This window comes from Streptomyces sp. V3I8 (assembly GCF_030817535.1).
Taxonomy (GTDB): domain Bacteria; phylum Actinomycetota; class Actinomycetes; order Streptomycetales; family Streptomycetaceae; genus Streptomyces.
The window spans coordinates 1,675,801-1,687,638 of sequence record NZ_JAUSZL010000002.1 but is presented as its reverse complement, the minus strand read 5'-3'; the positions used below and the strand labels follow the sequence as shown (position 1 = coordinate 1,687,638).

At 71.6% G+C, this 11,838-nt stretch carries 10 protein-coding genes; 5 read left to right on the top strand and 5 right to left on the bottom strand.

Annotation, left to right across the window (positions count from 1 at the left end; translation table 11 throughout):
* Window positions 1-168: 168 nt before the first annotated feature.
* From fdhD to QFZ75_RS07390, 5 genes are read right to left on the bottom strand one after another with little or no spacing between them, the layout of a single operon-like run.
* The gene (gene fdhD / locus QFZ75_RS07410; RefSeq protein WP_307534860.1) at window positions 169-1,032 is read right to left on the bottom strand and encodes a formate dehydrogenase accessory sulfurtransferase FdhD; all 864 of its coding nucleotides are present in this window, start codon (window positions 1,030-1,032) and stop codon (window positions 169-171) included.
* Window positions 1,033-1,039: 7 nt separating this feature from the next.
* The gene (locus QFZ75_RS07405) at window positions 1,040-1,900 is read right to left on the bottom strand and encodes a 2Fe-2S iron-sulfur cluster-binding protein (RefSeq protein ID WP_307534858.1); all 861 of its coding nucleotides are present in this window, start codon (window positions 1,898-1,900) and stop codon (window positions 1,040-1,042) included.
* Window positions 1,897-3,720: an NAD(P)H-dependent oxidoreductase subunit E gene (locus tag QFZ75_RS07400; RefSeq protein WP_307534857.1), complete on the bottom strand. Its 1,824-nt coding sequence runs from the start codon at window positions 3,718-3,720 to the stop codon at window positions 1,897-1,899. The genes QFZ75_RS07405 and QFZ75_RS07400 overlap by 4 nt, the downstream gene beginning before the upstream one ends.
* 6 nt (window positions 3,721-3,726) lie before the next feature.
* Window positions 3,727-5,652 carry a molybdopterin oxidoreductase family protein gene (locus QFZ75_RS07395; RefSeq protein ID WP_307534856.1) on the bottom strand — a complete coding sequence of 642 codons (1,926 nt, stop codon included), beginning with the start codon at window positions 5,650-5,652 and terminating at the stop codon, window positions 3,727-3,729.
* Between the two features lie 31 nt (window positions 5,653-5,683).
* The gene (locus QFZ75_RS07390; RefSeq protein ID WP_307534855.1) at window positions 5,684-6,655 is read right to left on the bottom strand and encodes a 2-dehydropantoate 2-reductase; all 972 of its coding nucleotides are present in this window, start codon (window positions 6,653-6,655) and stop codon (window positions 5,684-5,686) included.
* Between the two features lie 350 nt (window positions 6,656-7,005).
* On the opposite strand from QFZ75_RS07390, the gene QFZ75_RS07385 reads away from it, so the two are divergent.
* The 5 genes from QFZ75_RS07385 (at window position 7,006) to QFZ75_RS07365 (ending at window position 11,826) form a co-directional block, all read left to right on the top strand.
* Window positions 7,006-8,337 carry an OFA family MFS transporter gene (locus tag QFZ75_RS07385; RefSeq protein ID WP_307534853.1) on the top strand — a complete coding sequence of 444 codons (1,332 nt, stop codon included), beginning with the start codon at window positions 7,006-7,008 and terminating at the stop codon, window positions 8,335-8,337.
* Window positions 8,309-8,470: a hypothetical protein gene (locus QFZ75_RS07380; protein WP_307534851.1), complete on the top strand. Its 162-nt coding sequence runs from the start codon at window positions 8,309-8,311 to the stop codon at window positions 8,468-8,470. The genes QFZ75_RS07385 and QFZ75_RS07380 overlap by 29 nt, the downstream gene beginning before the upstream one ends.
* 170 nt (window positions 8,471-8,640) lie before the next feature.
* Window positions 8,641-9,579: a beta-ketoacyl-ACP synthase III gene (locus tag QFZ75_RS07375; RefSeq protein ID WP_307534849.1), complete on the top strand. Its 939-nt coding sequence runs from the start codon at window positions 8,641-8,643 to the stop codon at window positions 9,577-9,579.
* 147 nt (window positions 9,580-9,726) lie between these two features.
* Window positions 9,727-10,404, top strand: a complete 678-nt coding sequence (locus QFZ75_RS07370; protein ID WP_307534848.1) for a GntR family transcriptional regulator — start codon at window positions 9,727-9,729, stop codon at window positions 10,402-10,404.
* 240 nt (window positions 10,405-10,644) lie between these two features.
* The gene (locus QFZ75_RS07365) at window positions 10,645-11,826 is read left to right on the top strand and encodes an ROK family protein (protein WP_307534846.1); all 1,182 of its coding nucleotides are present in this window, start codon (window positions 10,645-10,647) and stop codon (window positions 11,824-11,826) included.
* Window positions 11,827-11,838 lie beyond the last annotated feature (12 nt).

Below are 11,838 nucleotides of genomic sequence, written 5' to 3'. Positions count from 1 at the left end.
GTGTGCGCGCGACAGACGGTACTGGGCTCCCAGGCACCTCACAAGAAGCGCGCACGGCCGTGGCGCGAGAACTTCACCCGTGGCGGCATCGCTACGGAGGGGCCCCTCCGGCGCAGGGGGCGCTCCCCGCCGGATCGGGGCCCCGCCGTCGTGTCGCGGGGAGACCGGTCAGCCCTGGGCGGCCGCGGCCTGCAGGGCGATGCGGTGCTCGCCCGCGTACACGTTCATGGAGGCGCCGCGGAGGAAGCCGACCAGGGTCAGGTTCGACTCGGCGGCCAGGTCGACCGCCAGCGAGGACGGCGCCGAGACCGCGGCGAGCACCGGGATACCGGCCATCACCGCCTTCTGGGCCAGCTCGAAGGAGGCGCGCCCCGAGACCAGCAGCACCGTGCGGGAGAGCGGCAGGGTGCCGTTCTGCAGGGCGCGGCCGATCAGTTTGTCGACCGCGTTGTGCCGGCCCACGTCCTCGCGGATGTCGACGAGTTCGCCGTCCTCGGTGAACAGGGCCGCCGCGTGCAGACCCCCGGTCCGGTCGAACACGCGCTGCGCCGCGCGCAGCCGGTCGGGGAGGCTCGCGAGCAGTTCGGGTTCGAGCCGTACCGGGGGAGTCGTGTCGCCGTGCGTGTCGTCGATCGGCCAGCGGGCCGTCGTGCGGACCGCGTCCAGGCTCGCCTTGCCGCACAGCCCGCAGGACGACGTCGTGTACACGTTGCGTTCGAGCGTGATGTCCGGCATGACGAGGCCGGGCGCCGTGCGCACGTCGACGATGTTGTAGGTATTGGAGCCGTCCACCGTCGCGCCCGCGCAGTAGACGATGTTCCGCAGCTCGTCGGCCCGGCCGAGAACCCCCTCGCTGACCAGGAAGCCCGCCGCGAGCGCGAAGTCGTCGCCCGGGGTGCGCATCGTGATCGCGAGGGGTTTCCCGTTGAGCCTGATCTCCAGTGGTTCCTCGGCGACGAGCGTGTCCGGACGGGCGGAGACCGCCCCGTCGCGGATGCGGATCACCTTGCGTCGTTCCGTGACTCGTCCCATGTCCTGATCAGTCCCGGTTCTGTACGTGCTGGTAGCCGAAGCGGCCCTTGATGCAGAGGTTGCCGTGGGTCACCGGGTTGTCGTGCGGTGAGGTGACCTTGACGATCTCATTGTCCTGTACGTGCAGGGTGAGGTTGCAGCCCACTCCGCAGTAGGCGCACACCGTGGTGGTCCCGGTCTGCGCCGACTCGTCCCACGTACCCGCCGCACGCATGTCGAACTCCGATTTGAACGAAAGCGCACCCGTCGGGCACACCTCGATGCAGTTGCCGCAGTACACGCACGCCGATTCGGTGAGCGGCCCGTCGTGCTCGACGGCGATGCGGGCGTCGAAACCACGTCCGGTGACCGAGATGGCGAAGCTGTTCTGCCACTGGTCGCCGCAGGCGTCCACGCACTTGTAGCAGAGGATGCATTTGCCGTAGTCCCGCACGTAGAGGTCGTTGTCGACCCTCGGCTCCTCGTCGACGCGGGCCGCGTCGGGGCCGAAGCGGTCGGGCTTCGCCTCGTACTCCTTCAGCCAGCCGGCCACCTCCGGGGTGGTGGAGAGGTCGACGGAGGACGCGAGGAGCTCCAGGACGACCTTGCGGCTGTGCCGGGTCCGCTCGGTGTCCGTGCGCACCTCCATGCCCGCCTCGGCCTTGCGGGAGCAGGCCGGGACCAGGGTGCGCGCGCCCTCCACCTCGACCACGCACACCCGGCAGGCGTTCTTCGGGGTCAGGGTGTCGCCCTGGCACAGGGTCGGGACGTCCTTGCCCGCCGACCGGCAGGCGTCGAGGAGCGTCGTGCCCTCCGGTGCCCGCACGGGCTCACCGTCGAGGGTGAACTCCAGCAGTCGGCGGGGGATCCCCAGCGTTGTCACGGTCATTCGTACGCCCCCAGGCGGTCGATGGCGGATTCCACGGCGTTCCACGCGGTCTGGCCCAGACCGCAGATCGAGGCGTCCTTCATGGCCCGGCCCACCTCCCGCAGCAGCGTGATGTCGGCCGCCGCGTCCGCGCCGGTCCGCTCGACGATGCGGTGCAGGGCCTCCTCCTGGCGCATGGTCCCGACCCGGCACGGCACGCACTGCCCGCACGACTCGTCCCGGAAGAACTCGGCGATCCGCAGCAGCAGGCGCGGCAGCGGCACCGTGTCGTCGAAGGCCAGCACGACCCCGGAGCCGAGCGTCGTGCCGGCCGCCCGCGTGCCTTCGAAGGTGAGCGGGATGTCCAGCTCGTCGGGCCGTACGAAGCCGCCGGCCGCGCCGCCCAGCAGGACCGCGCGCAGGCCGCCGCGTACGCCCGCCAGGTCCAGGAGTTCGCCGAGCGTCGCGCCGAAGGGCAGCTCGTAGATCCCGGGCCGGTCCACGCTGCCCGACACGCAGAACAGCTTCGGCCCGGTGGAGGCGCCGGAGCCGATCGCCGCGTACGCCGAGGCCCCGCCGGTGAGGATCGGCAGGACGTTGACCAGCGTCTCGACGTTGTTCTCGGCGGTCGGCTTGCCGAACAGACCCTTCTCCACGGGGAAGGGCGGTTTCGACCGCGGCTCTCCTCTGTACCCCTCGATGGAGGCGAAGAGGGCAGTCTCCTCACCGCAGATGTACGCGCCCGCGCCGCGCCGGATCTCGATGTCGAAGGCGTACCCCTGGCCGAGGACGTCGTCCCCGAGCAGTCCGCGCGCCCGTGCCTGTCCGACGGCGTGCTCCATGCGGCGCAGGGCCCGCGGGTACTCGCCGCGCAGGTAGAGGTAGCCCTTGTGCGCCCCGACCGCGTACGCCGCGATCGTCATCGCCTCCACCAGGGAGTACGGGTCGCCCTCCATGACCACGCGGTCCTTGAAGGTGCCGGGCTCGGACTCGTCGGCGTTGCACACCAGGTAGTGCGGGTGGTCGGGCTGGGACGCCGTGGCCTGCCATTTGCGGCCGGTGGGGAAGGCGGCGCCGCCGCGCCCGACCAGGCCCGCGTCGGTGACCTCGCGGATGACCCCGGCGGGGCCGATCGCGAAGGCCTGGCGCAGGGCCGTGTAACCGCCGTGCGCCCGGTAGTCGTCGAGCGACGCCGGATCGACCACGCCGACCCGGCCCAGCAGCATCAGGGAGGGGTCCCCGGCCTGCGGGACCGCCAGCGCGGCGGAGGGCTCCTCGGGCGCCGAGCCGGGCGAGCTCGCCGCGAGCACGGCCCGCTCGACGGTCGCGGGCGCCGACACGGCCGTACGCACCGGATCGCCCGCCTTGACGGCGAGCGCGGCCGGAGCCCGTTCGCACAGGCCGAGGCAGGGGCTGCGCTCGACGCCGACGCCGCTGCCGAGGCCGAGGCGGGCCTCGACCCCGGCGCACAGCTCCGAGGCGCCGGCCGCCGCGCACGCCAGGTCCGTGCACACCTGCAGGACCGTCGCCGGGCGCGGCTTCACCGAGAACATCGCGTAGAAGGTGGCGACCCCGTACGCCTCCGCCGGCGGCACCGTCAGCCGCCGGCACAGGTAGTCGAGGGCGCCCTCGCTGATCCAGCCGATCCGGTCGTTGACGGCGTGCAGCCCCGGCAACAGCAGGTCACGGCGTTCCCGGGCCGCCCGCCCGCCGCGTGCCCACCGGAGATCGGCGTCGCTGCGGTCGGCGCCCTCCCACGAGGACTCCGGAGGACCGAGCAGCGCGTCGACCGCCGCCCGTTCCTCGTCCGTCGGCTTGCTGTCACCGAAGTGCAGGTCCACTTGACATCACCTCACTTGAAGAGCGACCGGCAGTTTTTCGATCCGGATCGCCGACGCCTTGAACTCCGCCGTCCCCGCGATCGGGCAGTTCGCCTCGATCGTCAGCTGGTTGGTGTCCACCTCGTCGGGAAAGTGCATGGTCATGAACGCGAGGCCGGGCCGCAGCGCGGTGTCGACCCACACCGGGGCCGTCACCGAGCCGCGCCGCGAGGAGACCTGTACCTGCTCGCCGACCGTCACGCCGTAGCGCTCCGCGTCCTCCGGGCACAGCTCGACGAACTCGCCGCGCCGCAGCGGCGAGGCGAAACTGCCGCTCTGCACCCCGGTGTTGTAGGAGTCGAGCCGCCGCCCGGTGGTCAGCCGGATCGGGTACTCCTCGTCCGTCAGGTCGACGGGCGGGTCGTGCTGGACGAGTCCGAAGGGCGCGGGACGGCCCCGGGCGGCCGGATCGGACTCCCACAGCCTGCCGTGCAGGTAGGTCGGTTCGATCCGGTCCGTCTGCGGGCAGGGCCACTGGATGCCCTGGTGCTCCGCCAGCCGCTCGTACGTCATGCCGTAGTGGTCCGGGGACACCGACCGCAGCTCGTTCCAGACGGCCTCGGAGTCCGCGTACTTCCACTCGTGGCCGAGGCGGGAGGCCAGGTCGCAGAGGATGTCGATGTCCTCGCGGGCCTCACCGGGCGGGGTGACCGCCCGGCGCACCCGCTGAACACGCCGCTCGCTGTTGGTCGTCGTGCCCTCGGTCTCGGCCCAGCCGGCGGTCGCGGGCAGGACGACGTCCGCCAGCTCGGCGGTCTTTGTCAGGAAGATGTCCTGGACGACGAGGAAGTCGAGCTCCCCCAGACGGCGTACGGCCTGTCCGCTGTCGGCCTCCGACTGCGCCGGGTTCTCCCCGATGCAGTAGACGGCCTTGAGCGTGCCCTCCTCCATGGCCTCGAACATCTCCGTCAGGTTCAGCCCGTGGTGCGGCTGGATGACGGTGTCCCACGCGGACTCGAACTTCAGCCGGGTGCCCGGGTCGAGGATGTCCTGGAAGCCGGGCAGCCGGTTCGGGATGGCGCCCATGTCGCCGCCGCCCTGCACGTTGTTCTGCCCGCGCAGGGGCTGCAGCCCCGAGCCGAAGCGCCCGACATGGCCCGTCAGGAGGGAGAGGTTGATGAGCGCGCGGACGTTGTCCGTGCCGTTGTGGTGCTCGGTGATGCCGAGTGTCCAGCACAGCTGGGCGCGCTCGGCGCGGGCGTAGGCGTGCGCCAGGTCCCGTATCGCGGCGGCCGGTACGCCCGTCACCTTCTCCGCGAGGGACAGCGTCCACGGCTCGACGAGCTGCTTGTACTCCTCGAAGCCGGTGGTGGCCCGCTCGACGAACGCCTCGTTCGCGAGTCCCGCCCGGATGATCTCCCGGCCGATCGCGTGCGCCATCGGGATGTCCGTGCCGACGTTCAGCCCGAGCCAGCTCTCGGCCCACTCGGCCGTGGAGGTGCGGCGCGGGTCGACCGCGTACATCCGGGCGCCGTTCCTGATCCCCTTCAGGACGTGCTGGAAGAAGATCGGGTGCGCGAAGCGGGCGTTGGAGCCCCACATGACGACGAGGTCGGTGTGCTCGACCTCGGCGTACGAGGAGGTGCCGCCGCCCGAGCCGAAGGCCGCGGACAGGCCCGCCACGCTGGGCGCGTGACAGGTGCGGTTGCAGGAGTCGACGTTGTTGGTGCCCATGACCACGCGGGCGAACTTCTGCGCCACGTAGTTCATCTCGTTGGTCGCGCGGGCGCAGGAGAACAGGCCGAACGCGCCGCGCGCCGCGCCGAGGCCCCGGGCGACCCGGTCCAGGGCCTCGTCCCAGCCGGCGCGCCGGAAGGGCTCGTCACGGGAGTCGCGGACCAGCGGATACTGAAGCCGCTTGTACGTCCTGGGGGTTCGGTCTCGCTTCCTCATGCTGCGTTCCTCAGATTCTGCATGGTGCTCCTCATGCGGCGGTCCTCAGGGCGAGCAGGTCCGAGATGGCGTGGACGGTGCGGAGCGTGGGCACCGGGACGTCGGTGATCTCCGCGAGTTCGACGACGGCGGCGAGCAGCACGTCGAGTTCGAGCGGTTTGCCGCGCTCCAGGTCCTGGAGCGTGGAGGTGCGGTGGTCGCCGACACGCTCCGCGCCGGCCAGGCGCCGCTCGATGGAGACGCCCACCCGGCAGCCCAGGGCCTCGGCGACCGCGAGCGTCTCGGTCATCATGATCTCGATGACCCGGCGGGTGCCGCCGTGCAGGCACATCTGCCGCATGGTGGCGCGGGCCAGGGCGCTGATGGGGTTGAAGGAGATGTTGCCGAGCAGCTTGAGCCAGATGTCGTTGCGCAGGTCCGTCTCCACCGGGCACTTGAGCCCGCCGGCCACCATGGCCCCGCCGAACGCGGTGCAGCGCGCCGAGACCGTCCGGTCGGGCTCGCCGATGGAGAACCGGGTGCCTTCGAGGTGGCGGACCACTCCCGGTCCCGCCAGCTCGGTGGCCGCGTAGACGACGCAGCCGATGGCCCGGGAGGGCGCGATCACCGCACTGACCGCGCCGCCGGGGTCCACGCTCTCGACGCGGTGGCCGTCGTGCGGGCCGCCGTGCCGGTGGAAGTACCACCAGGGGATGCCGTTCTGGGCGGCGATCACCGCGGTGCCGTCGTGGAGCAGGGGCTCGATGAGCGGCCCGCACGCCGCGTACGAGTTGGCCTTCAGGCCCAGGAGGACGAAGTCGACCGGGCCGACCTCGGCCGGGTCGTCGGTGGCGTGGGTCCGGGCGGTGAAGTCACCGCGCGGACTGAGCACGCGCACTCCGTGCTGCCTCATGGCCGCGAGATGCGGTCCACGGGCGATGAGGTGCACATCGGCACCCGCGCGGTGCAGCGCGGCTCCGACGTAGGCGCCGATCGCACCGGCGCCGAGAACTGCGACCTTCACTTGAGGGCTCCGTTCGGTCGAGGGTACCGAGGAGACGCTGAGCAGCGTTGAACCATGGCGAACTGTGTCGACTGAATATTGTCTACAGTATGGGAGTTGGGGCAGCAAGGGTTCGCGCAGCACCTGGAACGTGCGGGCCGCCGGGCCGCAGTTCCGCCGGCGCCGGCCCGGAACTCGCTGAGGGTCGCCTTCCGAACACCCCCGGTACAGGTGCGCAGTTCGGCCGCGGATACCGTTCGTCGGCCGGAAACGACCGTTCACCGCACCCCGCATACCGTTCACCGCATACGGTCGACGAGTCGGGGTGGCCCGCCTTCCCAACCGGACCACCGCTTCCTATCGTCCGGATCATGAGTCCCCCCATAGCCCCACCGGGCTGGAGCCGCTGGCTGGTCCCGCCCGCGGCCCTGTCGGTCCACCTCTCCATCGGCCAGGCGTACGCCTGGTCCGTGTTCAAACCGTCCCTGGAGTCCGCGCTCGACCTCAGCGGCACCCAGAGCGCGTTGCCCTTCCAGCTCGGCATCGTGATGCTCGGCCTGTCCGCCGCGTTCGGCGGCACGCTGGTGGAGCGCAACGGGCCGCGCTGGGCGATGACGGTCGCCCTGGTCTGCTTCTCCTCGGGCTTCCTGCTCGCCGCCCTCGGCGCCGCCACCGAGCAGTACTGGCTGATCGTGTTCGGCTACGGCTTCGTGGGCGGCATCGGCCTCGGCATCGGGTACATCTCGCCCGTCTCCACGCTCATCAAGTGGTTCCCGGACCGGCCCGGCATGGCCACCGGCATCGCCATCATGGGCTTCGGCGGCGGCGCGCTGATCGCCTCGCCGTGGTCCGCGCAGATGCTCGACTCCTTCGGCTCGGACAGCTCGGGCATCGCGCTGGCCTTCCTCGTGCACGGACTGACGTACGCCGTCTTCATGTCGCTCGGTGTGCTGCTGGTGCGCGTCCCGCGGCCCGCGAAGACCGCGGCCGACGGCACCCCGGCCCCGCTGGAGGGTGTGCAGGTCTCCGCGAACAGCGCCGTGCGCACCCCGCAGTTCTGGCTCCTGTGGATCGTGCTCTGCATGAACGTGACCGCGGGCATCGGCATCCTGGAGAAGGCCGCACCGATGATCACGGACTTCTTCGCGGACACCTCGGCACCCGTCACGGTGTCGGCGGCGGCCGGCTTCGTCGCGCTGCTCTCGGCCGCCAACATGGCGGGCCGCATCGGCTGGTCCTCCACGTCCGACCTGATCGGGCGCAAGAACATCTACCGCGTCTACCTGGGCGTCGGCGCGCTGATGTACGCGCTCATCGCCTGGGTCGGGGACTCCTCCAAGCCGGTGTTCATCATCGCCGCGCTGGTGATCCTCTCCTTCTACGGAGGCGGCTTCGCGACCGTCCCCGCCTACCTGAAGGACCTCTTCGGCACCTACCAGGTCGGCGCCATCCACGGACGGCTGCTCACCGCCTGGTCCACGGCCGGGGTCCTCGGCCCCCTGATCGTCAACTGGATCGCGGACCGGCAGGAGGAGGCCGGGAAGTCCGGGGCGTCCCTGTACGGACTGTCACTGGTCATCATGATCGGCCTGCTCGCGGTCGGCTTCGTCGCCAACGAACTCGTCCGGCCCGTCGACGCCCGCCATCACGTCCCCGCCCGGAAGGAGGCCGCCGATGTCCACGAAGGACAGCAGTCCGCCTGACAGTGCCCTGCCGGACGGGCCGGTGCCCGACCGCCGCCCTTTGATCGTGTTCGCCTGGGTCTGGGTGGGTGCTCCGCTGGCCTATGGTCTGTACGAACTCGTGCGCAAAGCCACCCAGCTGTTCACGGGGTGATCGCGCCGCGGCCGCCCGAACGCCCGCAGGGTAGGTGTTCGGGCGTCCGAAGGCCTGACGGAAGCCGACAAGGGTGAACCGCCATTCCTGTGACTTTACGTGTCCCCGTACCCGTGGGTATCTGCACAGACTGGTGAGTCCCGCTACCCAGGCAACCAGGGGGACCGCCCATGAACGGCTCACGTATCACCGCCGTCGGCCACTACCAGCCCGCCAGGGTCCTCACCAACGAGGACCTGGCGGAGCTGGTCGACACCAGCGACGAGTGGATCACGAGCCGGGTGGGCATCCGTACGCGCCACATCGCCGGACCCGACGAACCCGTCGACGAGCTGGCCGCGCACGCCGCCGCCAAGGCCCTGGCGGCCGCGGGCCTCACCCCCGAGGACATCGACCTCGTCCTGGTGGCCACCTCCACCGCCGTCGACCGCTCGCCCAACATGGCCGCCCGGGTCGCCGCCCGCCTCGGCATCCCGTCGCCGGCCGTCATGGACCTCAACGTGGTCTGCGCGGGCTTCACCCACGCGCTGGCCACCGCCGACCACGCCGTACGGGCCGGTGGCGCGACCCGGGTCCTGGTGATCGGCGCCGACAAGATGTCCGACGTGGCCGACTGGACGGACCGTACGACCTGCGTGCTCGTCGGGGACGGCGCGGGGGCCGCGGTCGTCGAGGCGGCCGAGGAGAGTGCCATCGGGCCCGTGCTCTGGGGTTCGGTGCCCGGGATGGGGAACGCGGTACGCATCGAGGGCACCCCCGCGCGGTTCGCCCAGGAGGGCCAGAGCGTCTACCGGTGGGCCACCACCAAGCTGCCCGCCATCGCCCGCAAGGCCTGCGAGCGGGCCGGGCTCGCGCCCGAGGACCTCGCCGCCGTCGTGCTGCACCAGGCGAACCTGCGGATCATCGAGCCCCTCGCCGAGAAGATCGGCGCCGTGAACGCCGTCGTCGCCCGCGATGTCGTCGAGTCCGGCAACACCTCCGCCGCGAGCATCCCGATCGCCCTGTCCAAGCTCGTCGAACGCGGCGAGATCACCGCCGGCGACCGCGTGCTCCTCTTCGGCTTCGGCGGAAACCTGTCGTACGCGGGGCAGGTCATCCACTGCCCATGACCTGCGGTTTCGACGAAGTGTGACGAGGTCGACGCCCCCTCGGCCTGGCCATTGTGCGCCGTAGACTGTAGACGAAAGACAATTGATACTGGCTGTCAGGCCGCCGTGCCGCCGGTGCGCGAGCCGCCGCCCAGGAGGGGGACCGCGATGTTGTCGACCGGACTGCCGCAGGGGTCGGTGCCGAAGCTCGAACGGCCGGGCCCGCTCAGGGACCGCGTCTACGAGGCCCTGCTCGAACTGATCACCACGCGGTCCCTCCAGCCCGGCCAGCACCTCGTCGAGAGCGAACTGGCCGGGCACCTCGGCGTCTCCCGGCAGCCCGTGCGCGAGGCACTGCAGCGGCTGAACACCGAAGGCTGGGTCGATCTGCGGCCCGCGCAGGGCGCGTTCGTGCACGAGCCGACCGAGGCGGAGGCGGACCAGCTCCTCACCGTGCGCACGCTCCTGGAGGCCGAGGCCGCCCGGCTCGCGGCGGCCAACACGGGCACCTCGGGCATCGCCGTCCTGGAGGAGCTGTGCGCCCGGGGCGAGGAGGCGGTCGGCGCCGACGACGTGGACGCCGCGGTCGCGACCAACGCCCGCTTCCACGCCAAGGTCATGGAGCTCGCGGGCAACACGGTCCTGGCCGAGCTGGCCGCGCAGGTCGACCGGCGCGTGCGCTGGTACTACACACCGGTCGCCCGGCAGCGCGGCCGGCAGTCCTGGATCGAGCACCGCGACCTGATCGCTGCGATCTCGGCGCGCGACGAACAGCGCGCGACCGAGGTCATGCGCGCCCACACGGAGCACACCCGCGCGACGTACCACGCCCGCCCCCGCGACTGAGCCCCCGAAGGGGCGCGGGGAACCGCGCGGCCCGCCACGACGCACCCGCGGACGGCGAACCGGACGGCCGGGCGGGCCCCGCCCGCCCAAGGCGCCGCCGCACCTTCCTTTGTCCTCTCAGTGGAAAAAGTCGTGGGTAAATCCTGCGCAACTTCTTCCCAGGTTCGGCAGCCACTGCTACGTTCCCCTCGAAAGCAACGACAGCGGTGCCGATGAGGCGGGGAGGGGCTCGTGAGACGTATGACTGCGCGACCTGGGAACGCCCATCAGGCGCGGCTGCTCACACTGCTGCGTGACGGCGGCCCCAACTCACGGGCGCAGCTGGGGGACCAGGTGGACCTCTCGCGGTCCAAGCTGGCCGTGGAGGTCGAACGGCTCCTGGAGACGGGCCTCGTGGTGGCCGACGGCCTCGCCGCCTCGCGCGGCGGGCGCCGGTCCCACAACATCCGGCTCGCTCCCGCGCTGCGCTTCCTGGGCGTCGACATCGGGGCCACCTCGATAGACGTCGCCGTCACCAACGCCGAGCTGGAGGTGCTGGGACACATCAACCAGCCCATGGACGTACGCGAGGGACCCGTCGCGGTCTTCGAGCAAGTACTCGCCATGGCCGCGAAACTGAAGGCATCCGGGCTCGCGGAGGGTTTCGACGGCGCCGGCATCGGGGTACCCGGACCGGTCCGCTTCCCCGAGGGCGTCCCGGTCGCCCCGCCGATCATGCCGGGCTGGGACGGGTTCCCGGTGCGCGAGGCGCTGAGCCAGGACCTCGGCTGCCCCGTCATGGTCGACAACGACGTGAACCTGATGGCGATGGGGGAGCAGCACGCGGGCGTGGCCCGCTCCGTGGGCGACTTCCTCTGCGTCAAGATCGGCACCGGTATCGGCTGCGGGATCGTCGTCGGCGGTGAGGTCTACCGCGGTACGACGGGCAGCGCGGGCGACATCGGCCACATCCAGGCCGTGCCGGACGGCCGCCCGTGCGCGTGCGGCAACCGGGGCTGCCTGGAGGCCCACTTCAGCGGGGCCGCGCTGGCCCGCGACGCCACGGACGCCGCCCACCAGGGGCTTTCCCAGGAACTCGCGGCACGACTGGAGGCGGCGGGCGCCCTGAGCGCCGTCGACGTCGCCGCCGCCGCTGCCGCGGGTGACGCCACCGCGCTCGACCTGATCCGCGAGGGCGGCACCCGTACCGGCCAGGTCATCGCCGGACTCGTCAGCTTCTTCAACCCGGGCCTGGTGGTGATCGGCGGCGGGGTGACCGGCCTCGGCCACACCCTGCTCGCCGCGATCCGCACCCAGGTCTACCGCCAGTCGCTGCCCCTCGCGACCGGCAACCTCCCCATCGTGCTGGGGGAGTTGGGTCCCACCGCCGGAGTCATCGGCGCGGCCCGGCTCATCAGCGACCACCTGTTCTCACCCGCGTGACGCCCGCCTCCG